We start from the raw sequence: 26,095 nt of genomic DNA, 5'->3' as shown, positions 1-26,095 counted from the left end.
GTGTACCGTTTTTTGGATTTTACTTTAGCAATTTTTGGATTGGTCTTTGGCTTACCAATCATGCTACTAATTTATATCATAGGTCTATTTGACACTGGCTCACCTTTATTCCGTCAGGAAAGAGTGGGGCGCAAAAAAAAGCCTTTTATATTGATTAAATTCAGGACAATGAGTATAGAAACTGCCTCAGTGGCTAGTCATCTTGCTTCTACAAGTTCCATAACACGACTTGGCAAGTTCCTTAGAAAAACGAAATTGGATGAACTGCCACAGCTATGGAATGTCCTGAAAGGTGAAATGAGTCTGGTCGGTCCAAGACCCAACCTATTTAATCAGAAAGAGCTTATTGAACATCGTGATGGATTAGAAGTTTACGATGTGAGGCCTGGAATTACAGGTTTAGCCCAAGTTTCAGATATTGATATGTCAATGCCTGAATTACTGGCTAAAACAGATGCGGAAATGATTAAAGGTATGTCTTTTTCTAACTACTTTCGATATATTTTCATGACTCTGGCTGGACGTGGTCAGGGTGATAGAGTAAATCAGTCTAAATGATAGAGTTTTGATAAAGTAATTTAAGTTTTACTTCAGGTTACACATGCGCAAGACACTGCTCTCACTCCCACGCTCAGGCAAACGGCTGGTTACATTGCTATTCGATTCAATAGCAATAATCTTCTGTCTATGGATGGCGTTTTATATACGCCTGAATATGGTGGACTCGTTCACTCAATATTATCCTGCATTCACCATTGCTGTAGTAGTCACCTTGCCCTTCCTGGTTAAGATGGGACTTTATCGGGCTGTCCTCCGGTACATGGGCTCAGACTCTCTTATCGTTATCTTTAAAGCCTGTTCCTATGCTGCTATCTGCCTGATGTTGGCAGGGTTTCTTTCAGGTCAGGCTCATCTTCCCCGGTCCATTCCCTTTATATATTGGCTCCTGTTGCTACCGACAATGATTATCTCTCGCTATTTGATCAGAAGCTGGTTATTAGAGGAATCTATAGCAGATATTTTTCCTGAATTTTTTCCACGCAGGGAACGCCACTCACGCCGGGGAGTTCCTGTCGCCATCTATGGCGCAGGCGCTGCAGGCGTGCAGGTAATGTCTGCTTTAGACAGGGGGATTGAATATCAGCCAGTCGCATTTCTGGATGATAAGCAGGACAATGTCGGTCGTGCTATTCAAGGGAGGCGTATTTATCGACCCTTAAGTTTCGAGCAGATGGTTCAGGAAACTGGCGTTCAGGAGGTGTTACTGGCTATACCCTCTGCGAGCAGGCAAAGGCGAATGGAGATAGTTCATACTCTTGAACAACATGGTCTACCTATCCGAACTATACCCGCCATGGCTGACCTGGCCAGCGGCCGCATGAAAATGCAGGAAATTCAGCCAGTTGATATTGGTGATGTGCTCGGAAGAGACGAGGTAGAGCCAAGGCAAGAGCTTTTGCAGAAATGTGTCACCGGTAAGGTTGTCATGGTGACTGGGGCAGGGGGTTCTATCGGTTCTGAACTCTGTCGTCAGATTCTTAAAAAGAAACCTTTATGTCTTGTGCTATATGAGCACAGTGAGTTTAGCTTATATTCTGTCGAACAGGATTTAATTAAGACGCAAAATAGTTCGAATGACTTTAAAGCGGTTCAGATAGCAGCAGTACTCGGTTCGGTGAATAATCCGGAGCGTTTAATTGAAACCTTGCGAAGATTCGCTGTGAATACGGTTTATCATGCTGCTGCCTATAAACACGTACCTATCGTTGAACAAAATATTGAAGAAGGTTTACGCAATAATACTTTGGGTACGCTTTATACGGCACAAGCCGCCATTGTTGCTCAGGTAGAACGTTTTGTTCTTATATCTACCGATAAGGCAGTACGTCCCACAAATGTTATGGGTGCTTCAAAGCGTCTGGCAGAGATGGCTTTGCAGGGATTGGCTGATGAAAGTTCAGTGAATCTGTTCCATTCCGACAGGTTTGGCTTTAGGCCAGAAACAAAAATACCCGTTAATACCTGTTTTACAATGGTGCGGTTTGGAAATGTATTGGGTTCGAGTGGTTCAGTGATCCCCGCGTTTCGCGAACAGATTCGGGTCGGTGGTCCTGTGACGGTGACTCACCCAGACATTAATCGTTATTTTATGACGATTCCTGAGGCTGCACTTCTGGTGATTCAGGCCGGTGCGATGGCCAGCGGAGGGGAGGTCTTTGTGCTGGATATGGGGAAGCCTGTCAAAATAGCCAACCTGGCAAAGCGTATGATTAATTTATCTGGTTTGACCCTGAAGGATGAAAGTAACCCTGAAGGCGAGATTGAAATTGTCTACACAGGATTACGCCCAGGTGAAAAGCTCTATGAAGAACTGTTGATTGGAGACAATGTGACAGGTACCAGTCATCCTAAAATCAGTATGGCTATGGAAAGCAAAGAATTATGGAGTAACTATAGGCTGGTCCTGGAAACTGTTTTTGAAGTGGCAAGAAGTGGGCGTTTTACCGATCTGAGAGATCTGCTTTCCAGCTGTGTGAATGGTTTTAATCCAACCTCTGATGTGGTGGATTGGATGGATCAGTCCAGACAAGCTGAATCAAAACCAGAGCGAGAAGTATTGAAATACCATTGATTTGTCGTTTGCTATGATTTCTGCTTAATCCCTGACTATATTGAACGGCTCATATTTCTGAAATGATCGGTGAGCCAGATGCAAAATGCTATGAAAAATCCACTGTTATCCGTTGATGAATATTTAGAGTCTGAAAAGACGGCTGTTCAGAACAACAACAATCAATGCCCCTCATGCTCCAGAAAAAGAGTCACCGGCAAATCAAACCGTTTAGTCAGGCTTTGCATCTGTCGCAGGTTCAGCGGTCGCTTGCCGTTTAATACTTCCGAAACAACACCCTGGCTGCCGATCTCAGGCAGTTCGGCCTGAGTCAGGCCGTGCTGGCGCATTAATACTTTGATCAGGGCAATTGTGCCATCCTGTTGGTCCCACTGGGAAAGCACCGGGTCTGTCTGGTATTCATAGTGCTCTATTTTCTGGGCGATCATATCCAGAAGGAGATTTCTGGGATCATTCGGGTTATCGCCGATGGTTCTGTACAGCAGTTCCGTGGCGCCAAGGGCCTGTTGATATTCGTTTTCGTTATTGATGCCTTCCAGAAAGGGGGCAACTTCCAGTAAATGGTGAAAACGCCGGGTTAATTCGGCCATGCCTTTTGAATCGTTAAGGTCCACAGACTTCCTCCTTTCCGGCAGCGTTTGGTGCTTTCATCGTAGCCCTCGTGGAGTAACTATAGTCCGGCCCTGGAAACTGTTTTCGAGGTGGCAAGAAATGGACGTTTTACCGATCTGAGAAATCTGCTTTCCAGCTGTGTGAATGGTTTTAATCCAACCTCTGATGTGGTGGACTGGATGGATCAGTCCAGACAAACCGAATCAAAATCTGAGCGAGAAGTTCTGAACTACCATTGAGCTGTCGTTTGCTATGATGTCTGCTTAATCCCTGTCTATGTTGAACGGCTCATATTTCATAATGATCGGTGAGCCAGATGCAAAATGCTATGAAAAATCCACTGCTATCCGTTGATGAATATATAGAGTCTGAAAAGACGGCTGAATCGAAAAGCGAGTACATCAATGGATATGTCTTCGCTATGGTGGGTGGCAGTCGAAAGCATAACTTGCTAACGGTTTCTCTTGCCACGAGACTTCATCAGCATCTATCGGGCACTGGCTGTGATGTCTTTGCTTCTGACATGAAAGTCAGTGCAGGTTCTGAAAGCGATAATATCTTCTTTTACCCTGACATAATGGTGTCCTGTGGCAGTGGCTCTGGTGATGATTATATTGAAGAGAATCCAAAACTGATTATTGAGATCCTTTCAAAATCTACAGAACAGCATGATCGTTTTGCGAAACTTGAGGCATATACTCAAATAGCAACTCTGGAAGAATACATGCTGGTTTCTCAATATGAGCTTCTGGTGGATCTATACCGACGGGAAGGAGGACAATGGTGTTCACAGCGTTACGGAGAAGGAGACTCTTTGCTGTTGCGCTCAGTCGGTCTCGAACTTTCTGTTCTGGATATCTACAAGGATATTAGAAGAGTTGAGCATTAAGGCCAGAATTCCGGATCCATTGCCTGCTCATAGCTCCAGGGGCATTCTTTTGGGAAAGTAGTGGAGGGGAGTTCTGTTTCATCTGAGGCATCTTCCATAGCGTCGGAGTAGGCTTCAAGCAGAATTTCTGGCAGCTTGCCTTTCAGTCCTGGATTTTTTCTTAGAATCCGTCTGATCTGCTTGCGTTGCCCCCGGATAGTCCTTTCCCAGCTGTGGCCGGTTTGTCTTTTTTCAGGCTGGTACCGCCATTTCAACAAATACATGAAAAGCAAACATATTCTGGATTCTAATGCCCTGTAGTCACTGCGCCCCATGCTTTCGATTTCCTCCAGGATATTTTCCAGATCGAGTTCTGCGAGTCGACCCTCACGGATCAGTTTTGCCTGTCTCTGGGTCCAGCTGTAAAAGTCGGTATCGTATAAATCACGCACAAAGATCACCTGCTGTTTTTATAAGATTTCATAGTCACCTTTCAGTTTATATTATTGCCTGGAGAATTATCAGGGCCAGAACTCGGTGCTCATAGCTTGCTCATAGCTCCAGGGACGCTCTTTGGGGAAGGTTGAAGGTGATAGTCCAGTTTCTTCAGTAGCATCTTCGACGGCTCTTTTATAAGCGACAGGAAGCATGGCATCAATTTTGTTTTTGAGGCCCGGAGAATCCTGGAGAATTCGTCGTGCCTGTTTTCGTTGCTCACGAATGGTGCGTTCCCAACTGTGACCCATCTGCCTTTTTTCTGGCTGATACTTCCATTTCAACAAGTGCATGTAGAGTATTTCCAGCCGGGATTGTAAAGCTCTGTAATCACTGCGACCCATACTCTCAATTTCCTCAAGGATATTTTCCAGATCGAGTTCTGCGAGGCGACCTTCACGGATCAGTTTTGCTTGCCTCTGGGTCCAGCTGTAAAAGTCGGTATCGTACAAGTCACGCATATAGGCCACCTGCTTTGTCCATTATCACACTTTCCTACAGTCTATCTTACCTACTTTGTACCTTACGAATCTAAACTGCACCAACAACGATAGTGCAAGTTTCATTTATAGGGCTGTGCGTAGTTTAATGAAGAGTCATTAGGTGATACTGGTTGCAGCCATGAGTGCACTCAATACTTCGGCTCGTTTTGTTCTGAAATTTATACTCGAAGTCATCAATCCGAAAGGCTCCTGACGGTTTGTTTTGCTCTTGACTTTTTGTTGTCAGAGCCTGAAGAAATAGTTTTATTCATGCTTTTATCGAACTTCAGCGTAAGACCCCCACCGAAATGGGTGGGGGATGTAAGCTCGGCAGTTGCCACAGAGAGCCAAGCGACTATAATTAGTCGCATACTGGAGAGCAATTATTGTGGCTCAGAAAAAGAACATTGAAAAACTGAAGGAAGGCCCGAACACCTTTCCATGGAAAGATGTCTGCTCACTATTAAATTATTTTGGCTACAAGCAGGAGGAAAAGGCTGGCTCACGGGTACGATTTTACAACAAAAACACGAAACGAATGATAAGACTGCACAGGCCACACCCGGACAAAAATCTGAAAGGGGGAGCCCTGAAGGCACTTATTGAGTTTCTGGATAACGAGGGGCATCTGTCATGACTCAATACCTCAAATACAAGGGCTATCAAGGCACAATAGAGCCACAGATTGATGATGGTACGCTGTTTGGCAAAGTAGCCTTTATCCGAGATCTGATTACTTATGGAGCGGACACGCTGCCAAAGCTGATAGAGGAATTTCAGCAGTCAGTAGATGACTACCTGAAAGACTGTGAGGAACTAGGCAAAACCCCTGATAAACCATTCAAGGGCTCGCTGAATGTTCGCGTCGGTGAGGAACTTCACAAGGCCATGGCCATAGCCATCCTCGAAGCACCACTTAATCACACAAGGCCAAAGTCTATCAATGCGTTCATTTGTGAGGCGATAGAGGAAAAGCTAAGCAGGGAAAGAAGCAAAGGGATTAGCACCGACACGATTAATTAATTATCGAATGAGCGTAAAAACCCGTCCCTTAGGACGGGGCGGACATCAAGTTTCATTTATAGGGCTGGGCGTAGTTTAATACAGAGTCAAAAGGTGATACTGGTTGCAGCCATGAGTGCACTCAATACTCCGGCTCGTTTTGTTCTGAAATTTATACTCGAAGTCATCAATCCGAAAGGCTCCTGAGGGCTTGTTTTACTCTTGACTTTTTGTTGTCAGAGCCTGAAGAAATAGTTTTGTTCATGCTTATATATTGTCAAAACATTGGCTTCGCTGTCTGAGTACTTATTTTGGAGACTGTCCCGACTTCTTTATAAAATCAGTCGTTTACACCAAATGGCTCTGTCATAGTCATAGTTTTTTTTCAATGCGTTTGGTTTTTTTTTAAAATCCGTCTAGAACTGAAAATAACGGTTTTAGAAATATCTAAAGCCAAACTCAAATAATCAATAAGGAAGTTTGATTATGAATAATTTTTTCCCAGCTATCGCTCTTTCCAGTCTTTTGATGTTCTCTGCAGGCTCATTTGCCAATAGCGACGAAAAAGAATGGGTCGTTAATGTCAACACAGCCACTGTTCAGGAACTGGACGAAAAGCTTATAGGTGTAGGTCGACGAACAGCAGAAGAGATAGTAAAACACCGAAAAGCCCATGGTCCTTACAAGAATATGGATGACCTGGATCAGGTGAAGTTCATCGGTGAAGCCTTTATGAAGAAAAACGAATCCAGAATAATTTTTGAAGAGTAGGAATAATACACACAAAAAAGCCCGTCCATAGAGACGGGCTTTTTTGTGTGTTGAGTAGCTGTTCCAAAACCGATAATCTGACCCGAATAAAGACTAATGCAGGAGTTTTCCTTTGACGTTTACCTGGATCGACTGGGTCATTGTGGCCATAGTGGCTGTGTCCTCTCTTATCAGCCTTAAACGTGGCTTTTTTAAGGAAGTTCTTTCTCTTCTGACTTGGGTAGTGGCCATTTTTGTGGCCTGGACTTTTAATGGCAGTGTTGCCAGCTTGTTGACCCAGTATGTAGAGACCCCATCTGTTAGAGTAATTTCCGCATCAATCCTGCTTTTCGTCGCAACTCTACTGGTAGGGGGGTTAGTGAATCGTTTGTTTGCAGAATTGGTAGAAGCCACTGGCCTTACTGGGACTGACAGGGTGTTGGGTATGGTTTTCGGAGGACTCAGAGGCTGCCTGCTTGTAGTGCTTGTGGTGGGACTAATGACATTTGCCCCATTAGAGAATGACGAAGCATGGCAAGATTCGGTATTATTGCCCCACTTTTTGCTGCTTGCAGACTGGTCCAGGCAAACAGTGGTCCAGTGGGTTGAACCATTGATGCAAGCCGGTTGAAATAATCTCTGAAAGCTTCCCGGGAACAGGCAAACGTCCAGGGAGTGCTTTCAATGAACTTTTGAGAAAAAACAGGCTCTAAAGCCAACCAAAAGCATAAAATGCGGGGAGAGCCGATTTTCAGGTTACCCTGCCATAGCTTTAGAGCCGCTGATCCAGCCTGAGGATGTGATAAATGTGTGGAATTGTCGGTATTTCGGCGACAGTGAATGTTAACCAGCTGTTGTTCGATGCGCTGACCGTGCTTCAGCACAGGGGGCAGGACGCAGCCGGAATGGTCACTCTGGGGGGAGGGCATTTTTATCTGAGAAAAGATAACGGGCTGGTCCGTGATGTCTTCAGAACCCGGCATATGAAAAAACTGGTAGGGAATATGGGCATCGCTCATGTTCGGTATCCTACTGCAGGGACTTCGAGCTCAGCCGAAGCCCAGCCATTCTATGTGAACTCTCCCTACGGGGTTGCCCTTGCCCATAACGGGAATCTCACCAATGCCCAGAGCATCAAGCAAGAGCTCTTTGAAGCAGATCTTCGTCATATCAATACCAGCTCTGATTCAGAGATTCTGTTGAATGTATTTGCCCATGAACTGGAGCAGTCTGGCAAGTTGCAGCCCAGTCCGGAAGATTTTTTTCAGGCGGTTCGTCGCGTCTATGAGCGTTGTGAAGGAGGTTATGCTGTCGTTGCTATGATCAATGGTCACGGTATCATTGGTTTTCGTGATCCTTATGGTATCCGCCCCCTGATTTACGGTAAGCGAGAAAGCGAGAAAGGTACAGAGTATATGATGGCTTCTGAATCCGTCGCTCTGAGTGCCTCTGGTTTTGAAGTGATCCGTGACGTTGAACCAGGCGAAGCCGTATTTATAGACTCAAACAATCAGCTGCACACTTTCCAGTGTGTCGAGGGCACCAAGCACCCATGTATGTTTGAATACGTCTATCTCGCTCGGCCTGACTCAATTGTGGACGGTATTTCGGTCTATCAGGCGCATCAGAGAATGGGGCAGATCCTGGCCAACAAGATTCTCAGAGAGTGGCCAGAGCACGATATCGATGTGGTCATGCCTATTCCTGACACCAGCCGAACATCGGCACTGGAGATTGCCAACCGGTTGGGGCTTCCTTACAAAGAAGGCTTTGTTAAAAACCGTTATATCGGTCGAACCTTTATCATGCCTGGTCAGGAGGTCCGCAAGAAGTCCGTTCGTCAAAAACTCAGTGCTATACGTCAGGAATTTGAAGGCAAGAATGTGCTGTTGGTGGATGACTCTATCGTCAGGGGCACAACCTGTCAGCAGATCATCGAGATGGCCAGAGACAGTGGTGCAAAGAAAGTCTATTTTAGCTCTGCTGCCCCTGCGATTCGTTACCCCAATGTTTACGGGATCGATATGCCGACATCAGAAGAACTCATAGCCTACAATCGGACAGATAAGGAAATTGAGCAGGAAATCGGGGCAGATCGTCTGATCTTCCAGGATTTGGATGATCTGAAGAAAATTGTTTCTTCGTTGAATCCCGAGATTACCGACTTCGACTGTTCTGTTTTTGATGGTAAATACATTGCTGGCGGTATCGACAGTGAATACCTCAGTCGTCTTGCTGCCAGCAGGAACGAACAAACCCGGGCGAATAAAGGAAGTGATTCGATCATTGACCTTCACAATGATGAAGAGCTTGCCTGATTTATCCCTCAACAGCGCCAGTTACCAGAGTCAAGCCCTTGTTAGCTTTGCTAACAGGGGCTTGACTCTACCTAGTTTAATTAGCTGGGGGGACGGCTTAATGTCAGGGTCACAACAAATTACCGTTGGAATGCATGAGGTAATAAGCAGGTTTCCAGAACTTGTCAGACTGGCAGTTGAAGAAGATGCCGGTATTATTATTACTCGCAGAGGTAAACCTGTTGCGAAATTGGTTCCTTATAAAGAGCAACCCGGAAATAGAGGGTTTGGTGCTTTGAAGGGGAAGATTGAGATATCCGATGATTTTGATGACACTATCATTTTCTCCTAAACAAGTTACTCTCCGGATACCGTCTCATACCTCAAATCTTTCATCCTCACCCCAATCTCAAGATCACAAGCCAAAGTTGCCAATTTCAGGCTTAACAATGCCCGTTCTTTCTGCTTCACTACTTTTCCCGCCGCCCCTTTAGCCTCCTCTCCCAACAAAAAGATATTGCTTATTTCCTGATGTTCCAGAATCAGGGAGGTCGCTCCCTTATCGCCTACGCCCTGAACGCCGGGCACATCGCCCACACCGGCAATTGCCCAGAACTGAGTTAGCTTTTCAGCCCCGAAGCCGTAAAGGTTCTGTACACTCTCTCCCTGATAATCAATCTTCTGGAAATGATCACGCAGTTTTATCTGCGGAACATTCAACAGTTGCAGGAAAATACGGTCGGTTGAAAGGATGGTGGTTTCGGCGTTGGCTTTTGATGCCTTGGAGGCTACAGCGGCAATGACATCATCCGCTTCCAGACCTGTTTTTCTCAATGTTTTTACCCCCATTTTCAGAAAAGCTCTGTTAAAGTCGCCCAGTCTTTTTCTCAGTGCTTCGGGCATGGGCTTGCGACCCTTTTTATAGTCAGGAAAAAGCTCATGTCGCCAGGTCGGAGGGTTGCCATCAAAAACCATCAGGCAATGCGTTGGCGATGTTTCCTTAATGGCCCGAGTTAGCGAAGCAACGGTAGCTGAAATTGCTCCGTCTATCTGGCTGTTTTCATCCGGGGCCCTGACAGCAGCGTGTACTCTTCGGATAAGATTCAGAGCATCAATCAAAAGCAGGTGAGGGCGCATTCTGTTTTTCCTGAACAGCCATGGATGTATAAATCAACACTAAACATTTAATAATCGTGTTCCCAGATTACCACATTCAGGGGCCGGGAATTTTCTTTTATCTTTCTAAAACCGAGTAGTGAGGGTGGTTATTTCTACTGTCAACCGCCGGTTTTTTTCGCTATCTTTGGCATCTCAGCCATCCGGGATATGTCAGACTCAAGGTTCTTTCAGGCCGGGTAGAAAACCTCAGCATGACATATAATCGAAGCCTTGGAATTGTAGGCTCAGAAACAGCCATGAGTGAAAAAATACAGCGTAATTTCTGAATAGCAGAACAAAATATTATTCATGGTAAACTGCCCTAAGCGATACAAAGGACCAGAAATGAAAGACAACGATGTGAGTAATAACCAGGATCAATGGGCGTTTGAAACTCAGGCTATCAGGACTGGCGTCATACGCAGTGGTGAAAGAGAGCACAGCGAAGCTATTTATCTGACTTCCAGCTTCACTTATGACAGTGCTGAGCAGGCTCAGGCTGTTTTTGCCGGAGATGAACAGGGCAATGTTTATTCACGGTATACCAACCCCTCAGTAAAAATGTTTGAAGAGCGTATGGCGGCCCTTGAAGGGGGAGAGTTGGCCTGTGCCGCCTCTTCAGGCATGGCGGCTATCCTGGGTATGTGCATGGGGTTGTTGAAAGCCGGTGATCATGTGATTTGCTCTCGCAGTGTTTTTGGTACGACGGTCACCATATTTGCCAAATACCTGGGCAAATTTGGCGTAGAAACCACTTTTGTTGATTTCACGGATTACCAGCAGTGGCGAGATGCAATGCGTCCTGAAACACGTCTTTTATTTCTGGAAACGCCTTCAAACCCTCTGGGCGAAGTAGTGGATCTGGAAATCATGGCCGCCATTGCTCATGAGAATGATGCTTTATTGATGGTGGATAACTGTTTCTGTACACCGGCTCTGCAGCAGCCTCTGAAGCTTGGGGCAGATATTGTCGTCCACTCTACCACCAAGTTTATCGACGGTCAGGGACGCTGCATGGGGGGAGTAGCTGTCGGCAGCAAGGAACTGATCAGTGAGATGCATCTCTGGCAACGAGCGGCTGGTGCTTCAATGAGTCCTTTTAATGCCTGGAATTTCTACAAGTCCCTTGAAACACTTAATCTCAGGGTCAATGCTCATTGCCGCAATGCAATGGCTCTGGCCCAATGGCTGGAAGCGCATCCTGCTGTTGAAAAGGTTCACTACAGTGGTCTTGAGTCTCATCCCGGTCATAGTTTGGCAAAACGGCAGCAGAAAGCCTTTGGCGGTGTTCTTGCCTTTGAAGTCAAGGGCGGTCGAGAGCAGGCCTGGAAAGTGATGGATGCGGTAACCTTTATTTCCAGAACCGCTAATCTGGGTGATACCCGCACAACGATCACCCATCCGGCCACCACAACGCACTGTCGTCTTTCTGATGAAGACAAAGCAAGAGCCGGTATTACCGAAAATCTGATCAGGGTGGCTGTAGGCCTTGAGAACCTTGAAGATCTCAAGGCTGATCTGGAAAAAGGATTAGCTCAACTTTAAATAAGCCCCCCGGAACAGAAAAGGAATTCTGTTCTTTTGTGTCGATTGACCGATAAAACAGCCTTGAGTACAAAAAAGCAAAGTCTTCAAAATAATAAGAATGGTTCCCAATCAATGAATGAAGTCAATCAATGTATTCATGCGCTGAATACGATTATCCGTGGCAAGGATCAGGAAATTCGGCTTGCGGTATGTTGTCTTCTTGCCCGGGGCCACCTGCTCATCGAAGATCTGCCCGGCATGGGTAAAACAACGCTGGTTCATGCACTGGCGCGGGTCATGGGGTTAGATTATCAGCGAGTGCAGTTTACCAGTGATTTGCTACCTGCTGATATTATCGGGGTCACTGTTTTTGATAAAAATAGTGCCAGCTTTGCTTTTCACCCCGGGCCGGTTTTTTCCCGGCTGTTGCTGGCGGATGAAATCAACAGGGCTTCACCCAGAACGCAAAGTGCCTTGCTTGAAGCCATGGAGGAGCGTCAGGTTTCGGTAGATGGTCAGCCGCACTCCCTGCCCGAACCTTTTTTCGTGGTGGCCACCCAGAATCCTGTCTATCAGGAAGGCACTTTTCCCCTGCCAGAATCCCAGCTTGACCGATTCTTGATGAGATTAGAGTTGGGCTATCCCGACCCTGAATCAGAGAAAGCCATTTTGAAAGGCGAAGCCGGCAGGGCAGAACTGAATGCACTGCCTGTCATCTTTAATGCAGATCAATTGATCAAGGCTCAGAATGCATCAGCCCGGGTACATGTCGGGGAGATGTTATTGGATTATGTCATGAGGCTGATTTCTCGTACCAGGGAGGCGGGTTTCTTCCATGTTGGACTCTCGCCACGGGCGGGACTGGCGTTAATGGCGGCTGCAAAAGCCTGGGCCTGGATGGAAGGTCGGGACTATGTTATTCCCGAGGATATTCAGGCTGTGTTTGTCTCTGTTGCCGATCACCGATTACAAGCAAAGGAAAAAGGTCAATCGGTCAGGGAGTTGCTGACTAGCACTCAAGTGATGGGTTAACGGGTATGTCAGAAGGCGCTGTAAAACGGCGATATCGTCAATGGCTGGATCGACGGATTCCTCCGGCTGCCCGGGTGACTCTGGATCAAAAACGGATATTTATCCTGCCTACAAAAGGGGGCTACATCTGGCTGTTTGTTGCTGCCCTTATTTTTATTCTTGCCGCCAATTATGCTAACAGTCTGGCGTTTGGTCTGTCCTTTTTTATGGTCAGTCTGTTTATGCTGTCCATCCTTCACACTTGGAGAAACCTGGCGGGCATCACTCTGATTTCAAAGTCTGCCGGTTCGGGACATGTTGGGGACCTGATACCCGTTCATCTGCAATTGCAGACAGGTGGGCGGGGTCGGCAATCTGTGAGATTAGGCTGGCCCGAAAATGAGCAAGTGACCTATTCATTCGAAACGGATCTGGACGTGAGTCTGAGGGTAAAAGCAACATCCAGAGGCTGGTTTCGTCCGGGAAGGATGAGACTCGAGAGCCTGTATCCTCTGGGATTTTGCAGGGCCTGGAGCTGGGTTCAACTTGAAATGCAGACACTGATCTATCCCCGACCTGATTACACCCACCCTGTTCCAAGCCTACTGGGCGCGGGGGAGGAAACCGGTGTCCAAACACGATCAGGGCAGGATGATTTTGCCGGCTTTCGCCGCTTTAAAGAGACGGATCTTGCGGGTCATGTTGACTGGAAAGGGTATGCGAGAACCAGTGAGCTGAATACCAAGCTGTTTGAAGAGCCTATTGGTCATCAGGTTAAGCTCTCCCTGGAGCATAATCCCGGCGTAAGTCTTGAAGATAAACTGTCTGTTCTGGCTGGATGGTGTCTGAGATGCGAAGCCACTAACAAACCTTTCAGCTTGTCTGTTCCCGGGACAGAGTTGGCAGCCGATGGAGGGCGCAAGCATTTAAAACAGTGCCTTGAGACTTTGGCTCTATTTGCTTCTGGCTCTGACAGGGCTTCGGGCAGTGTAAAGTCAGGAGGTGGTCGTGCTGAGTAATGCTCAGGTGAGCAGAACCTCAACACTGTGGTTAACTGCAGCCCTTCTGTCAGTCCTGTTGCCCATTTGGAAGCAAGTTCCGACGCTGATTATTTTACTGGGTTGTCTTTCAGCAGGCTGGCGGATTACTATTTTGCTGGGTAGAGGGCAGTGGCCACCTTTTTTGTTGCGTCTGGGACTGATTCTGATTGCACTGGTTACGGTGATAGTCAGTTTCAGGCCGTTGATATCTCTGGAATCATCGGTCTCTGTTCTGGCAGCAGGGTATGCACTCAAACTGTTGGAAATGAGAAGCCAGCGTGATGCGCTTATTGTGGTTTACATCGGCTATTTTCTGGTGGCGACAGCCGTTCTTTTCTCCCAGTCGTTACTACAAACACTCTACCTGATGTTTTGTCTGGTGATGTTGATCGCTGCCCAGCAGGGCTTGTTCCGATCAACGAATGCGGCACCTGTTGTTTCCAGTATAAGGTTTGCAGGCCTCCTTGTTTTGCAGGCAGCTCCTTTAACCATTCTCCTGTTTGTCCTGGTGCCACGGATGGGGCCGCTCTGGTCAGTACCCCTTCCCGATAATAGTGCCAGAACTGGCTTAACCGATGCCATGACGCCAGGCGATATAGCAAGACTCAGTCGTTCAGATGAGCTGGTGTTTCGGGCACGCTTTGCTGGTGATGTACCACCACCTCGGCAAAGATACTGGCGGGCTGTAGTTCTGGATCAGTTTGATGGCAAGACCTGGAAGCAAACGGACAAGCCTTTTTCTGTTGCCGCCATGTCGCAGAAAGATTGGGTCAGCAGGCAACCTGAAATTGAAGGCTGGTGGAAGAATCGTCAGGGAAGCTATCAATATGAAGTGATGATGGAGCCTACCGGAAAACCATGGATGTATACATTGGGAGCTGCTGGCACAGTGGCTGAAAACAGCTTTTTATACAGGACAATGAGACTGGCATCGGAACGACCGATTGACAGCCGATTGTTGTACTCACTGGATGGGATGTTGCCTCAGGCTCGATCTGTCTTAATGCCTGACTGGCTTGCTGCCTTGAATACTCAGATTCCGGATTTTGGAAATGACCGGAGTCGACAATATGCCCTCAGGCTGTTCAACCAGGCAGGTCAGGATCCCGTCAAAATGGCGGCTCGATTGCTGTCGCTGTTCCGTCTGGATGATTTCTACTACACCGTTGCACCGCCTTTGTACGATCAAAACTCTACGATTGATGAATTTCTGTTTGAAGGTAGGCGAGGTTTTTGTGCCCATTATGCCGGAGCATTCGTTTATCTGATGAGGGCTGCGGGTGTTCCGGCCAGGGTCATCGGCGGTTATCAGGGTGGAGAGTTTAAGGAAGCTGATAACCTGATTCAGGTTCGGCAGTTCGATGCTCATGCCTGGGCTGAAATCTGGGTGGCAGGGCAGGGCTGGCAGAGGTTTGATCCAACTGCTGCAGTTTCACCCCAGCGCATAGAGGCGGGTCTGGAAGCGGCTATTGGCAGCTCCGGAACTTTTTTGCCAGACAGTCCTTTGTCTCTCTATCGTTACCGTGATTCAGGCATTATTAACAGAGTCAGGCTGGCCTTTGAGAAGGCAGAATATCAATGGCAGAGATCGGTCGTGAATTTCAAGCAGGATCAGCAGGAAGCGTTTCTGAGAAGCCTGTTGGGTGATGAAGATTTTTATTGGCGACAAGGGGTGGCTCTGACGATAGGGGTAAGCGTGATACTGGCCATACTGTCCCTGACTTTACTGTATCGCCGACAGACTCTGCCTCCGCTTCAGAAACTCTATGCTCGCTTCCTGAAAAAAATGGCCAGAAGAGGCTTTGTTCCTCGAAAGGGTGAAGCAGAGTTGAGTTTTGCCCGTCGTATTTCCCAATCGGATGACTCGCTTGCAGAACCTGTAATGTCGTTTTGTGAGGCTTATATGCGAGCGGCTTACGGAGAAAAACATTCGGAAATGGACGAGTTGAAGCGGCTTTTGGCTAATTTTTAGGGCTAGATGATTTCTCGTTTAGGTGGCTTTGGCATCTTCTGGCTCAGATAATGGTTAATATATCGCTGGGTTTCCTGACCTTTTTCAGTGCCGGGGCAAACCAGATACACTTTTGGCGGTTTGGTTTCATAAGGGTGACTGCTCATGTATCGGCTGATGGCTACACAAACAATGGTCGCTGCTCTTTGTGGGGAAAGGTTCATTTCAGAACTGAAAATGGGGATGGCTATGCTCGACAGATTTTTCCTGTGAGCGGCTTCGATGGTGGATTGGTAGGCGGCGACCAACTCTGAATTAATATTCCCGGAATCGACATGTGGAAGCATGGCATGAACCATGTGACTGAAGCCCCTGTCCTGCAGTGCAGGGCTGGGTGCAATGACGGCCAGTCCTGGTTGCACCTTTTTAATAGCTTCCAAAAAACCTTTTTTTGCCAAACCGGTATCAATTTCGGAAAGCTGCTTCAGTAAAACCGTCTCATTTTTTGATCCCTTGGGGGTGTACGGGCAGGCAATGGCTTGAATAGGCGGGGTTTGTAATTCATTCATTCGGCTGATATCCCCGGACATCAAAAAGACCTCTTTTCCTAGCAGTTGGTCAGCAGGTATTCTGACATCCGTTTGCATCAGAGTGTCCGTAGATGGTTGTGCTGAAGCAGTGATAAGAAGCTCAAGAGGCCTGACAAAATCGGCAAGTTTGTGAGCCTCTCCAGCAGGATGCCTCAGAGTCAGATCATTCAAAACAGCTGGCCAGTTAGCGGCGCCCACCTGGTTCACAAGTTTGGAAAAAGCCTGCATGTCTTCCAGCGTTCCCTGTTTGTAGGTTTTGATTTGAAGGCGCCTGGCTTGGGTTAGCAGTTTGTTCTGAAGTTCAGATAAAAGGTCCGTCTCTACAGTGACTGAGCTGACATCAATACCAATACGGGCAAAGTCATTCCTGAAGTGTTGAGCGGCTCTATTAATCCGGGATCTGGGATTATCATGGCGTTTGATGTCTCGAAGTCTTATGCGCGAATAAGGGTTGTCGCCCCTGGCTCTGGCTTCCTGGAGCAGGGCGGCAGGGTCTTCCAGTACCCGGGTTTTCCGGTTCCAGGTAAAGGCTGAGCGCAGTTTGTGTTTTACCCAGCTTTTGAAAAGCTGCCAGTTGGATGCCGAACTGAACACGTCAGACGTTGGAATCATGCATAAGCCAGAAAATCTACTGATAGTCTTCAGTATAATCAGTTCATTCCTGATCTGGATTTACAAGGCTAAAAGGTATCTGGCAAGGCTGGCTGACAACGTCAGCCGGATAAGTTATCGACTTTCTGACGAGTCTTTCTGCTGGCTGGAAATAGGCTGTCAATTTTCCCACTCTGGCAACCAGGCTTAGTAAAAAAAATCCCCGCACAATGGCGGCTGTCGCAAAACTCTCTCCAGCGTGGGAACGAGTTGACTCCCGTCATTCCCGGCTTCATTCTCGTCATTCCTGGTTTCATTCTCGTCATTCCTGGTTTCATTCTCGTCATTCCCGGTTTCATTCTCGTCATTCCCGCGAAGGCGGGAATCCACACTGACTCACCACCAGAACCATACTGCCCGGTGCCCACCTGGCCTTGTCATCCCCGAGAAGGCAGAGATCCACCGTTGGCGCTGGATTCCCGCCTTCGCGGGAATGACGAGCTTAGAACGTGGGAACGAGTTGTTAAAAAAATCCCCGCACAATAGCGGGGATTTCAGGTGGACAATCAGGTTACTGATCAGCTTGCTTTGGCGATAACATCATCAGCTGCCTTCTGGTAGGACTCTACCTGATCAAAGTTCAGGTAACGGTAGACTTCACTGGACATGGAATCCAGATTTTGAGCGTATTCCATGTACTCATCAGCTGTAGGAATCTTACCCAGAATCGCGCCAACAGAAGCCAGCTCGGCAGAGCACAGGTATACGTTAGCCCCGTCACCGAGACGGTTCGGGAAGTTACGGGTAGACGTTGACAGTACTGTAGCACCGGGTTCTACCCGTGCCTGGTTACCCATACACAGTGAGCAACCCGGGATTTCGGTACGTACACCGCTGTCCTGATAGATGTTGTAATAGCCTTCTTCTTCCAGTTGGGCCTTGTCCATCTTGGTGGGAGGAGACATCCAGAAGCGGGTTTGCAGAGGGGCCTTGTTCTGCTCCAGCAGTTTACCGGCTGCACGGAAGTGACCGATGTTGGTCATGCAGGAACCCAGGAAAACTTCGTCAATCTTGTCGCCAGCCACGTCAGACAGTGTACGGGCATCGTCCGGATCGTTGGGAGCACACAGGATAGGCTCTTTGATTTCAGACAGGTCGATTTCAATCACTTCAGCGTACTCTGCGTCAGCATCAGCGCGCATCATAACCGGGTTGGCTAGCCACTCTTCCATCTTGCGGGCACGGCGCTCCAGAGTACGAGGGTCGCCGTAACCTTCGCTGATCATCCAGCGCAGCATAGTCACATTCGACTTCAGGTACTCAGCAATGGACTCTTCAGACAGAGTGATAGTACAACCTGCAGCGGAACGTTCAGCAGAAGCGTCTGACAGTTCGAAGGCTTGCTCGGCTGTCAGGCTTTCCAGACCTTCGATTTCCAGGATGCGGCCGGAGAAGGCATTTTTCTTGCCTTTCTTCTCAACGGTCAGCAGGCCTTGCTTGATACCGTACAGTGGAATGGCGTGAACCAGATCACGCAGAGTGATGCCGGGCTGCATTTCGCCTTTGAAACGAACCAGAATGGACTCCGGCATATCCAGAGGCATAACACCGGTGGCCGCAGCAAAGGCGACCAGACCGGAACCGGCAGGGAAGGAAATACCCAGTGGGAAACGGGTATGAGAGTCACCCCCTGTACCCACAGTGTCTGGCAGCAGCATACGGTTTAGCCAGCTGTGGATGATACCGTCACCCGGGCGCAGAGATACACCACCGCGGTTCATAATGAAGTCTGGCAGAGTGTGGTGAGTTTCAACATCAACCGGCTTTGGATAAGCCGCCGTGTGACAGAAAGACTGCATCACCAGGTCGGCAGAGAAGCCCAGGCAGGCCAGATCTTTCAGCTCATCACGGGTCATTGGGCCCGTGGTGTCCTGAGAACCGACGGTGGTCATTTTTGGCTCACAGTAAGTACCGGGACGAACGCCTTCAACACCACAGGCTTTACCGACCATTTTCTGAGCCAGGGTAAAGCCTTTCTCGGAGGCTTCAGGAGCAACAGGGCGACGGAATATCTCGGAATGTCCCAGACCCAGAGCTTCACGGGCGCGGTCGGTCAAGCCACGACCAATGATCAGGTTAATACGGCCGCCAGCTTGTACTTCGTCCAGGATGACATCGGATTTGAAGCCAAATTCAGACAGTACTTCACCGGATTCGGACAGGATTTTGCCGTCGTATGGACGGATCTCGATCACATCACCCATGCCCAACTTATCAACGGGGGCTTCGAAAACCAGTGCGCCAGCATCTTCCATCGTGTTGAAGAAGATGGGTGCTACTTTTCCGCCAATACAGATACCGCCTGCACGCTTGTTAGGTACGCCCGGAATATCATCACCGAAGAACCAGAGTACAGAGTTGGTCGCGGATTTACGGGAAGAGCCGGTACCTACTACGTCGCCCACAAAAGCAACGGGCAGGCCTTTGGCCTTGATGTCGTCGATCTGCTTCAGAGGGCCGGTAACACCGTGCTCTTCAGGTTCCAGACCGTCGCGGGTCATTTTGTACATGGCTCGGGCATGAACTGGAATGTCTGGTCGAGACCAGGCATCAGGGGCAGGAGAAAGGTCGTCGGTGTTGGTTTCACCGGACACTTTGAAGACGGCAACCTTGATGCTTTCCTGAACCGCTTGACGCTGGGTGAACCATTCGGCGTCTGCCCAGGACTTCAGGACAGCTTTAGCATGGGCGTTTCCGGCCTTGCTTTTCTCTTCGATGTCGTGGAAAGCATCAAACACCAGCAGGGTGCTTTTCAGTTGTTCTGCGGCCAGCTCTGCCAGTTCGGTGCTGTCCAGCAGTTCAACCAGCGTCTCAATGTTGTAGCCACCATGCATCAGGCCCAGCAGTTCAACCGCTTTTTTCTTGTCCAACAGTGGGGATTCTGCCTCACCTGTAGCAATGGCAGACAGGAACCCGGCTTTCACATAGGCAGCTTCGTCCACGCCGGGCGGAATGCGGTTTTCCAGCAGGTCCAGCAGATACTCTTCTTCACCGGCGGGTGGGTTTTTCAGCAAGGCTACCAGTCCGGTGACTTGCTCAGCGCTTAATGGCTTTGGTGGGACACCTTCTGCTGCACGCTCTTCGACATGTTTTCTGTAGGCTTCTAGCACGGATCAACCCTCATCATCTGTGCGGCCTGCCCGTTCACCCTTGCTGTAATGTTTACAGTGATGGGGCGGACAGTTGCTGATGTTCCTGTGAATATAGGTCCTGCACGGTATGGCTGGGCGGGTAATGAAGAAAGCTCTGCCGGATACTTCTGCTCCTCCTCTAGAACAGGAGTTTACTTTAGATCACTTTCATGCCCATGACGATGTGTGCAGGCATCGTAAACCGGTCGGAATTATTCTGTATAGATTAGCAGTGAAAAGAACTGTAACCTTCGCTTATTCAGCCAACCGGCGGCGCGGGCAGTATAGCGGATAGCGTTATTCAAGTTAAGGGAAGCCCGCAATCTTTGATATAAATTTGGTGAATACTGGTTGAATCGGTCGGAAAAGCCCTTGTTGCGCCGGTTTTTTTCGTATATCGCTGATTATTACCGCAAATGATGAATGCCATCTGGTCTGAATGAACTTCGATGTCTATTCATTGAAATGACTTAACCCAACTGATCAAGTGATCGGTTTAAGTAGGTCAAGTTCCCATAAAGGTGGGGCAGGGGCATTAGAATATGATGCACTATGATGCCATTATTGTGGGTATGGGGATTATGGGATGCGCTGTTGCAGCCCGACTGACCCAAGCTGGTTTAAGTGTGCTTTGTCTGGAGCAATATGAGTTAGATAATAAAAGAAACAGTTCTCACGGCCAGACCAGACTCTTTCGACTCTCTTATTTTGAAGACTCTCGCTACGTTCCCCTGCTTAAAGAAGCTCTGGTCGACTGGCAGGATATCAATCGTGTTACAGACGGGAAGATACTCTCTCTGAACGGGCTGCTAATTGCTGGTGATCTGATGTCAAGCCAGACTTTAAAGGGAGTTTTAAGCAGTGCCTCTGAGTATGATCTGGACGTTAATATCCTGAAAGGCAGTGAATGCAGCGAACTTGTTTCCGGTCTGAAAGTCCCTTCAGTCTGGACAGGCATACTGGACCGGCAAGCCGGTTTTTTGGATCTTGATAAGTCATTGCAATATTTCCTTGAAGTATTGAGAAGTCACTCAGGTCAGATACTGGAGAACACTTTAATGGAGTCATTTAAGGAGCATGATAGTGGTGTTGAGGTTACAACCAGTAAAGATGTTTTTTCCTGTTCACACCTGGTCGTAACCGCAGGCTCCTGGCTGAACAGCATTGTCGGTGGAAAGTATCCGCTGGAAATTGAGATGAATCTTCAGTATTGGTTTAAGAGCAGAAACAGTGAGAATTTGTCAGCGGATGCGCCAGCTTTTGCCTTCGACACTCCCGATGGATTTTATTATGGTGTGCCTCAATATGGTACTGAGCGACTGGTGAAGATTGGCAGACACAAAACGGGTTTTCTGTTGGATAATCCTGAACAGTTGCTTCAAGATTCTCGCAGCAATCTTTCAGAGATCCAGTCAGTTATTGAAAAGTATTTGCCAGGGGTGGTGCCTGAAGTTATCAGGGAAGAGCCATGTCTTTACACTAATAGCCCCGATGGGCATTTCATTATGGAGGCATTACCAGATCACCAGAGAGTCATTGTAGCAGGGGGCTTTTCAGGTCATGGCTTCAAGTTTGCCCCTGTGGTGGGGAGTATTATCAGAAAAATGGTTTTGGAGGAGCCACTGCCTGAAGTATTGGAGCTTTTTAAGCACTCAAGGTTTCAGAATATGTAAAGAAGCAAAAATAAACTATGGCGCTTTGTTTATTTATGAGAAAGGCAGTTATGTGCTTAGATCTTTAACAACCCTTAGACTTCCTTTTTTCCATAGTTCAAAAGTATCTAATATTGATTCAAGATCCTGAATGTAAATATCTTCCTTAGAAAGCTTGCTAATGTATTTTCCATTACCGATATAAACCACACTATGAAAAACTAAAGGTTTTCTTTCAGTGTGGGAAGTATTGTTTGTTATTTGCACAATGTCTCCAAAGTCTAAATCCTTTTCTCCAGTAAATTCATAAATTTTTATGTTCGAAAGCGATTCGTAAAAAGAATCATGAGTGTTATCTCTCGTAGATATTAAAACTGAAAGCCCAAAGCTCAAATAATAAGCAAAGTCGTGACATACACCCTCTATTTTTGATTTATCATCTGGATAGAAAACAGTGCAAACATTTCTAAAGCCTTTTGTTATGATGTCAGAGAGTCTCTTTATTAATTGTTGGTTTTTCTCTTCTTGTTGTCCTGCACAATGTTCTATAAAAATCTCATCATTTTCTGAAACGGAGTCACAACCTGAGGCTTTGTCAATATGGTAATAAGTCTTGCCGTTTAGAATAAATGGATAGACTTTAAAGTCTCCCATATTGTCTCTATTAGTTACTTTATATTGGCATATCTCCAGTTTTCGATTTACTGGCTGATCAGTTTGAGAGATGGATGGGATGTCCATTGCTGGTTGAATTGATGCCGTGCTATTTTGAAATGGTTGCATGGTTCTTCCTTGATAACAGATTGAATGATTAATTAAATCTGTATAAAAAGAAGATGTCACTAACATTCGAGTCAGCGAATATAACAAAGAACTAAAGGGAACATCGGTTATGTCATACTTCGTCTTTGGGATGATTCGGTGGGTCGTGCTATCTGGATTTGTATTCTTCTGGAAGGGAATGATGATCGGCCGGGAACCAGCCGATCATTTGTGCTGGTGGTTTCAGAGACCTTTGATTTTGTCGTAAGTCTTGTAGAGAACGGCTTCTTCTTTGGAAATTCGCTTGCTTAACGCCCTGATGATATTGTTGCAGTCCTGCTGAAAGTTTTCGATGGTATTATCACCATTTTCATAAAGGTTGAAAAAAATCATCACTTTGGCAGAAATCTTATCCATATCAAGCGCGTAGTCAGTCAGAGTCGACTTCAGGCTTTCATCGTTCTCAGCGGCTTCTCTTAATACGGGATACAGGAGCTTATCTTCTTTGTTTAAATGTGCCAGTAGTATTTTTTTGGCGGACAGTATTAAATCCCGACCTTTCTGGTTACCAATGCCAATATCACGTGCTTGTAAAAGTAAGTCACTGATTTGCACATGTTCGCTTTTGAATTCCTCAATTAACTGAGACATTTTTGTTCGCTCCCTGAACATAATGGTTACTAATAGTTTAGGAGGTGATTGCCAGATTTGTCTCAAATCATTAATTATTTACCGTTATGTGTGACTGACTTACCATCCGGGAGTTTTTCGTGGGGGCGTTATCTGTTATTGCCCAGACTCTTCGAGCTGCATGACGATAAGAACTCGTGCAGATATAATGTGGAAATTTCAACCACAACTTCTGGGATGAGCCAATGACAACGGCAAAAGATACTGTTTGGGGTATGAACCCTGATCCTGCGATGGCCAGGCAGCTTGCCGTTCGTGATATTCCTTCCCTGGTTTATGACGCTGTCAACCTTGAAGGGGTTGCGATGACTCTTCCAGAAATTCAAACATTATTAGATGGGATTACTGTTGGAGGCCATAAAATAAGTGACCAGAATATGGCTCTACATCAGGCAGAGGCTTGGAAATATTTGTTTGCTCTGGCTGCTGAAGGAAAGTTCTCTTTTTCCAAAGACGTTGCCTTGGCAATTCACAAGATTGCGGGTAAAGCAGAAGCTCTGGTGTGGGGGGCTTTTCGAACTGGTAACGTCACGATAAGTGGATCAGCATACGAACCTCCCTCGCCCAATGAGCTGGATAACGTCTGGGCTGAGATTGAGTCGGAAATCGCTACCTGTAACGATGTTTATGATATGGCATTTACCGCTTTTTTGAGAATGGCGAGAGCACAGTTCTTCTGGGATGTGAATAAGCGTATGGGGCGATTTATGATGAACGGTATTTTGCTTTCTCATGGGTTTCCCATTGTCAATGTTCCAGCAAAACGTCAGAAAGAGTTTAACCAGTTGATGCTTGATTTCTATGCAACGGCAGACACAATCCTAATGAATACATTTCTGAGATCGTGCCTTAATGAGAAAATTATTGAAAATTTCAAATCCGATCCATCGAACGGCTAAAAAAAATTCATGGGATTGCCTTTGGATGAGGCATTAAATGGTTGGGTAAGAGTCATTGTGCTAAAAAAGGAGAAAGCGAAGATGTAAGTACTCAACCATACGAAATCATATTTTCTGACTTATTGTTCAGGCACTCTGACTGCGTTGCAACTCTGGTCACATAGCTTGCTATGTTCCCGTCGTTGCGCCTTGCAGAGCACCTGCCCAATAAGCCAGAAATATTCGATTCCGTATGGCTGAGTACTTATCACTTTGCTTTCCAGAACTACTTTTTTTAGCTTTCGATCTCGTAACAGGGGACATAATGACTGCCCGGCAGCTTCATTCTGAATTGTTCTACAAAAGACTGAAGCAGGCTATCGACCTGTTTCATCAGTTCAGGCTCTCCCTTCAATTGATAGGGGCCTTTTGCCCTGATCTGGCAAACGCCTTCTTCTTTTATATTGCCTGCCACAATACCTGACATGGCGCGTCGAAGATTGGCCGCCAGAATATGGGGAGGCAGCTGGGTATTTAACTCGAGGTTCGCCATGTTTTCGTGGGTTGGGTCAAAGGGGGTTTGAAAGTCCTCGTCAATTTGAAGCAACCAGTTAAAGTAGTAGGCGTCGCCATGCTTTCTGCGATAGCGCGTAACCTGCTCCAGTCCACTTCTCATCACCCGGCTGACTTCCAGCGGATCATCAATAATAATCTGGTAGCGTGACTGGGCTTCTTCCCCCAGTGTGTTGCCGATAAATTCATCAATTTTTTCAAAATATTCCCTGGTGGCTTCTGGCCCTGTAAAAACCAGTGGGAAAGGGATTTCCCTGTTGGCAGGGTTGAGTAAAATGCCGAGAATATAGAGAATTTCCTCACAGGTTCCCGGTCCACCCGGAAAAACGGTGATACCATGACCCAGACGAACAAAGGCCTCCAGACGCTTTTCAATATCCGGCAGGATAATCAACTCGTTGACAATAGGATTGGGGGATTCGGCCGCAATAATGCCAGGCTCTGTTAAACCGATGAATCGTCCACGGGACATTCGCTGTTTGGCATGACCGATATAAGCCCCTTTCATGGGGCCCTTCATGGCACCCGGACCACAACCTGTGCAAATGTTCATGCTTCTCAGGCCCAGCTGGTAACCCACTTTCTTGGTATATTCATATTCATGTCGGGCAATGGAGTGTCCGCCCCAGCAAACCACAATACTGGGAACCTGTTGGGTAATAAAAGCGTCAGCGTGTCTGAGAATCTGGAAAACCAGATGCGTGATATCCGTGGAACTGTTTACAGCAAAGCGAGGGTCTTCTGTGATGCGAGACGACACATAAAGTATATCTCTGAGGACAGAAAACAGGTTTTCCCGAACGCCGCGAATCAGTTTTCCTGCTACAAAGGCGTCGGCGGGAGCATTAATTAATTCCAGTTTTAGTCCGCGGTGTTCCTGAACAATACGAATGTCGAAATCCTGGTATTGCTCCATGATTTCTTCGGTGTCATCACCTTCCTGTTCACAGTTGAGTATGGCCAGGGCGCACTGCCGGAACAAACGATGCAACCCTTTCTGACTGGTGTCCTGAAGGCTGCTGACCTCATGGTTTGAGAGAACACGCATGGAGCCTACAGGGTTAACAATAGTGGAAACAGTATTTCTGGCGGTCATGGCACCCCCTGGTTTTTTTTATCGTGAAAATCGTCCAGCGATTTGGATAGCAAAGTGGTTCTGACCTTGTGGCCATGTTATTTAATCGGCCACAGTCTGATTATATGTGGATATAAGACATTTTTTCAGTCTTGACGGATTGTCCATCCTCTGACAAATTGGGAGTGTTAACACCTTGTTGAGAGCCGAATGGTTGACTCACTGGCTCACATTTCATTTCGGCTCTTTCAGGCTTTGCCAGAGGTAG

Annotated in this window: 25 protein-coding genes; 16 read left to right on the top strand and 9 right to left on the bottom strand. The window is 47.1% G+C overall.

The genetic code is table 11. The features are described 5' to 3' along the window. Both ACOJUO_RS22830 and ACOJUO_RS22825 read left to right on the top strand, forming a co-directional pair. A complete protein-coding gene (locus ACOJUO_RS22830; protein ID WP_422140092.1) occupies positions 1 to 558 on the top strand; it encodes a sugar transferase in 558 nt (185 codons plus the stop codon). 43 nt (positions 559 to 601) lie between these two features. Further along, positions 602 to 2,632, top strand: a complete 2,031-nt coding sequence (locus ACOJUO_RS22825) for a polysaccharide biosynthesis protein (RefSeq protein ID WP_422138278.1) — start codon at positions 602 to 604, stop codon at positions 2,630 to 2,632. A 161-nt stretch (positions 2,633 to 2,793) separates the two neighbouring features. Here the strand turns inward: ACOJUO_RS22825 and ACOJUO_RS22820 are convergent, their stop codons facing one another. Then, positions 2,794 to 3,246: a helix-turn-helix domain-containing protein gene (locus ACOJUO_RS22820; RefSeq protein WP_422138277.1), complete on the bottom strand. Its 453-nt coding sequence runs from the start codon at positions 3,244 to 3,246 to the stop codon at positions 2,794 to 2,796. 314 nt (positions 3,247 to 3,560) lie between these two features. Here ACOJUO_RS22820 and ACOJUO_RS22815 point away from each other — a divergent pair, with 314 nt between their 5' ends. Further along, on the top strand, positions 3,561 to 4,133 hold the full coding sequence (locus ACOJUO_RS22815; protein WP_422138276.1) for a Uma2 family endonuclease: 573 nt from the start codon (positions 3,561 to 3,563) through the stop codon (positions 4,131 to 4,133). On the opposite strand, the gene ACOJUO_RS22810 is transcribed toward ACOJUO_RS22815, so the two are convergent. Both ACOJUO_RS22810 and ACOJUO_RS22805 read right to left on the bottom strand, forming a co-directional pair. Beyond that, complete coding sequence (locus ACOJUO_RS22810) at positions 4,130 to 4,564, bottom strand: DUF29 domain-containing protein (RefSeq protein ID WP_422138275.1); 435 nt, start codon at positions 4,562 to 4,564, stop codon at positions 4,130 to 4,132. The genes ACOJUO_RS22815 and ACOJUO_RS22810 overlap by 4 nt on opposite strands. 69 nt (positions 4,565 to 4,633) lie before the next feature. Further along, on the bottom strand, positions 4,634 to 5,068 hold the full coding sequence (locus ACOJUO_RS22805) for a DUF29 domain-containing protein (RefSeq protein WP_422138274.1): 435 nt from the start codon (positions 5,066 to 5,068) through the stop codon (positions 4,634 to 4,636). A 409-nt stretch (positions 5,069 to 5,477) separates the two neighbouring features. Here ACOJUO_RS22805 and ACOJUO_RS22800 point away from each other — a divergent pair, with 409 nt between their 5' ends. From ACOJUO_RS22800 to ACOJUO_RS22775, 6 genes are all read left to right on the top strand, one after another. Continuing rightward, entirely contained in the window at positions 5,478 to 5,726 is a 249-nt protein-coding gene (locus ACOJUO_RS22800; RefSeq protein WP_422134182.1) for a type II toxin-antitoxin system HicA family toxin, read from the top strand. Next, complete coding sequence (locus ACOJUO_RS22795; RefSeq protein ID WP_422134181.1) at positions 5,723 to 6,112, top strand: type II toxin-antitoxin system HicB family antitoxin; 390 nt, start codon at positions 5,723 to 5,725, stop codon at positions 6,110 to 6,112. The genes ACOJUO_RS22800 and ACOJUO_RS22795 overlap by 4 nt, the downstream gene beginning before the upstream one ends. A gap of 465 nt (positions 6,113 to 6,577) precedes the next feature. Beyond that, positions 6,578 to 6,862 carry a ComEA family DNA-binding protein gene (locus tag ACOJUO_RS22790; protein ID WP_422134180.1) on the top strand — a complete coding sequence of 95 codons (285 nt, stop codon included), beginning with the start codon at positions 6,578 to 6,580 and terminating at the stop codon, positions 6,860 to 6,862. A 112-nt stretch (positions 6,863 to 6,974) separates the two neighbouring features. Further along, positions 6,975 to 7,472 (top strand): CvpA family protein, encoded by a 498-nt coding sequence (locus tag ACOJUO_RS22785; protein WP_422134179.1) that lies wholly within the window; start codon positions 6,975 to 6,977, stop codon positions 7,470 to 7,472. Positions 7,473 to 7,647: 175 nt separating this feature from the next. Beyond that, entirely contained in the window at positions 7,648 to 9,159 is a 1,512-nt protein-coding gene (gene purF, locus ACOJUO_RS22780) for an amidophosphoribosyltransferase (protein ID WP_422134178.1), read from the top strand. Beyond that, complete coding sequence (locus tag ACOJUO_RS22775) at positions 9,152 to 9,490, top strand: type II toxin-antitoxin system Phd/YefM family antitoxin (RefSeq protein WP_422138273.1); 339 nt, start codon at positions 9,152 to 9,154, stop codon at positions 9,488 to 9,490. Before purF ends, ACOJUO_RS22775 begins: the two co-directional genes overlap by 8 nt. Before the next feature lie 5 nt (positions 9,491 to 9,495). On the opposite strand, the gene ACOJUO_RS22770 is transcribed toward ACOJUO_RS22775, so the two are convergent. Further along, a complete protein-coding gene (locus tag ACOJUO_RS22770) occupies positions 9,496 to 10,275 on the bottom strand; it encodes a 5'-3' exonuclease H3TH domain-containing protein (protein WP_422138272.1) in 780 nt (259 codons plus the stop codon). Between the two features lie 366 nt (positions 10,276 to 10,641). Between ACOJUO_RS22770 and ACOJUO_RS22765 the strand changes: the two genes are divergently transcribed. The 4 genes from ACOJUO_RS22765 (at position 10,642) to ACOJUO_RS22750 (ending at position 15,846) form a co-directional block, all read left to right on the top strand. Further along, the gene (locus ACOJUO_RS22765; RefSeq protein WP_422138271.1) at positions 10,642 to 11,841 is read left to right on the top strand and encodes an O-succinylhomoserine sulfhydrylase; all 1,200 of its coding nucleotides are present in this window, start codon (positions 10,642 to 10,644) and stop codon (positions 11,839 to 11,841) included. Between the two features lie 114 nt (positions 11,842 to 11,955). After that, entirely contained in the window at positions 11,956 to 12,855 is a 900-nt protein-coding gene (locus ACOJUO_RS22760; protein ID WP_422138270.1) for an AAA family ATPase, read from the top strand. A 5-nt stretch (positions 12,856 to 12,860) separates the two neighbouring features. Then, positions 12,861 to 13,853 carry a DUF58 domain-containing protein gene (locus ACOJUO_RS22755; RefSeq protein WP_422138269.1) on the top strand — a complete coding sequence of 331 codons (993 nt, stop codon included), beginning with the start codon at positions 12,861 to 12,863 and terminating at the stop codon, positions 13,851 to 13,853. Next, positions 13,843 to 15,846, top strand: coding sequence for a transglutaminaseTgpA domain-containing protein (locus tag ACOJUO_RS22750; protein ID WP_422138268.1), 2,004 nt, complete (start codon positions 13,843 to 13,845; stop codon positions 15,844 to 15,846). The genes ACOJUO_RS22755 and ACOJUO_RS22750 overlap by 11 nt, the downstream gene beginning before the upstream one ends. Positions 15,847 to 15,848: 2 nt before the next feature. Here ACOJUO_RS22750 and ACOJUO_RS22745 read toward each other — a convergent pair whose 3' ends face one another. Beyond that, positions 15,849 to 17,027 carry a macro domain-containing protein gene (locus ACOJUO_RS22745; protein WP_422138267.1) on the bottom strand — a complete coding sequence of 393 codons (1,179 nt, stop codon included), beginning with the start codon at positions 17,025 to 17,027 and terminating at the stop codon, positions 15,849 to 15,851. Positions 17,028 to 17,276: 249 nt separating this feature from the next. Between ACOJUO_RS22745 and ACOJUO_RS22740 the strand changes: the two genes are divergently transcribed. Further along, positions 17,277 to 17,552, top strand: coding sequence for a hypothetical protein (locus ACOJUO_RS22740; protein WP_422138266.1), 276 nt, complete (start codon positions 17,277 to 17,279; stop codon positions 17,550 to 17,552). Between the two features lie 32 nt (positions 17,553 to 17,584). Here the strand turns inward: ACOJUO_RS22740 and acnB are convergent, their stop codons facing one another. Then, on the bottom strand, positions 17,585 to 20,176 hold the full coding sequence (gene acnB, locus ACOJUO_RS22735; RefSeq protein ID WP_422134170.1) for a bifunctional aconitate hydratase 2/2-methylisocitrate dehydratase: 2,592 nt from the start codon (positions 20,174 to 20,176) through the stop codon (positions 17,585 to 17,587). 563 nt (positions 20,177 to 20,739) lie between these two features. Between acnB and solA the strand changes: the two genes are divergently transcribed. After that, positions 20,740 to 21,870 carry an N-methyl-L-tryptophan oxidase gene (gene solA / locus ACOJUO_RS22730; protein ID WP_422138265.1) on the top strand — a complete coding sequence of 377 codons (1,131 nt, stop codon included), beginning with the start codon at positions 20,740 to 20,742 and terminating at the stop codon, positions 21,868 to 21,870. 48 nt (positions 21,871 to 21,918) lie between these two features. Here the strand turns inward: solA and ACOJUO_RS22725 are convergent, their stop codons facing one another. Together ACOJUO_RS22725 and ACOJUO_RS22720 are read right to left on the bottom strand one after the other, a co-directional pair. Next, a complete protein-coding gene (locus ACOJUO_RS22725; protein ID WP_422134168.1) occupies positions 21,919 to 22,632 on the bottom strand; it encodes a hypothetical protein in 714 nt (237 codons plus the stop codon). A gap of 222 nt (positions 22,633 to 22,854) precedes the next feature. Then, a complete protein-coding gene (locus tag ACOJUO_RS22720) occupies positions 22,855 to 23,262 on the bottom strand; it encodes a hemerythrin domain-containing protein (protein WP_422134167.1) in 408 nt (135 codons plus the stop codon). Between the two features lie 224 nt (positions 23,263 to 23,486). Here ACOJUO_RS22720 and ACOJUO_RS22715 point away from each other — a divergent pair, with 224 nt between their 5' ends. Next, positions 23,487 to 24,200 carry a Fic family protein gene (locus tag ACOJUO_RS22715; RefSeq protein ID WP_422134166.1) on the top strand — a complete coding sequence of 238 codons (714 nt, stop codon included), beginning with the start codon at positions 23,487 to 23,489 and terminating at the stop codon, positions 24,198 to 24,200. Positions 24,201 to 24,474: 274 nt separating this feature from the next. On the opposite strand, the gene ppnN is transcribed toward ACOJUO_RS22715, so the two are convergent. Beyond that, on the bottom strand, positions 24,475 to 25,848 hold the full coding sequence (gene ppnN / locus ACOJUO_RS22710; RefSeq protein ID WP_422138264.1) for a nucleotide 5'-monophosphate nucleosidase PpnN: 1,374 nt from the start codon (positions 25,846 to 25,848) through the stop codon (positions 24,475 to 24,477). Between the last annotated feature and the right edge of the window lie 247 nt (positions 25,849 to 26,095).

Origin of the sequence: Endozoicomonas sp. ALC020, assembly GCF_049275935.1 — a bacterium.
Lineage (GTDB): Bacteria > Pseudomonadota > Gammaproteobacteria > Pseudomonadales > Endozoicomonadaceae > Endozoicomonas_A.
Note: the sequence above shows the minus strand (reverse complement) of the source record. Positions and strands in the feature narration are given on the sequence as shown.

Excerpts from the sequence above, each read along its gene's own strand:
- ACOJUO_RS22825 (WP_422138278.1), top strand. The coding sequence starts at position 602 with ATGCGCAAGACACTGCTCTCACTCCCACGCTCAGGCAAACGGCTGGTT.
- ACOJUO_RS22815 (WP_422138276.1), top strand. The coding sequence starts at position 3,561 with ATGCAAAATGCTATGAAAAATCCACTGCTATCCGTTGATGAATATATA.
- ACOJUO_RS22805 (WP_422138274.1), bottom strand. The coding sequence starts at position 5,068 with ATGCGTGACTTGTACGATACCGACTTTTACAGCTGGACCCAGAGGCAA.
- ACOJUO_RS22795 (WP_422134181.1), top strand. The coding sequence starts at position 5,723 with ATGACTCAATACCTCAAATACAAGGGCTATCAAGGCACAATAGAGCCA.
- ACOJUO_RS22790 (WP_422134180.1), top strand. The coding sequence starts at position 6,578 with ATGAATAATTTTTTCCCAGCTATCGCTCTTTCCAGTCTTTTGATGTTC.
- purF (WP_422134178.1), top strand. The coding sequence starts at position 7,648 with ATGTGTGGAATTGTCGGTATTTCGGCGACAGTGAATGTTAACCAGCTG.
- ACOJUO_RS22770 (WP_422138272.1), bottom strand. The coding sequence starts at position 10,275 with ATGCGCCCTCACCTGCTTTTGATTGATGCTCTGAATCTTATCCGAAGA.
- ACOJUO_RS22765 (WP_422138271.1), top strand. The coding sequence starts at position 10,642 with ATGAAAGACAACGATGTGAGTAATAACCAGGATCAATGGGCGTTTGAA.
- ACOJUO_RS22760 (WP_422138270.1), top strand. The coding sequence starts at position 11,956 with ATGAATGAAGTCAATCAATGTATTCATGCGCTGAATACGATTATCCGT.
- ACOJUO_RS22755 (WP_422138269.1), top strand. The coding sequence starts at position 12,861 with ATGTCAGAAGGCGCTGTAAAACGGCGATATCGTCAATGGCTGGATCGA.
- ACOJUO_RS22745 (WP_422138267.1), bottom strand. The coding sequence starts at position 17,027 with ATGATTCCAACGTCTGACGTGTTCAGTTCGGCATCCAACTGGCAGCTT.
- solA (WP_422138265.1), top strand. The coding sequence starts at position 20,740 with ATGATGCACTATGATGCCATTATTGTGGGTATGGGGATTATGGGATGC.
- ACOJUO_RS22725 (WP_422134168.1), bottom strand. The coding sequence starts at position 22,632 with ATGCAACCATTTCAAAATAGCACGGCATCAATTCAACCAGCAATGGAC.
- ACOJUO_RS22720 (WP_422134167.1), bottom strand. The coding sequence starts at position 23,262 with ATGTCTCAGTTAATTGAGGAATTCAAAAGCGAACATGTGCAAATCAGT.
- ACOJUO_RS22715 (WP_422134166.1), top strand. The coding sequence starts at position 23,487 with ATGACAACGGCAAAAGATACTGTTTGGGGTATGAACCCTGATCCTGCG.
- ppnN (WP_422138264.1), bottom strand. The coding sequence starts at position 25,848 with ATGACCGCCAGAAATACTGTTTCCACTATTGTTAACCCTGTAGGCTCC.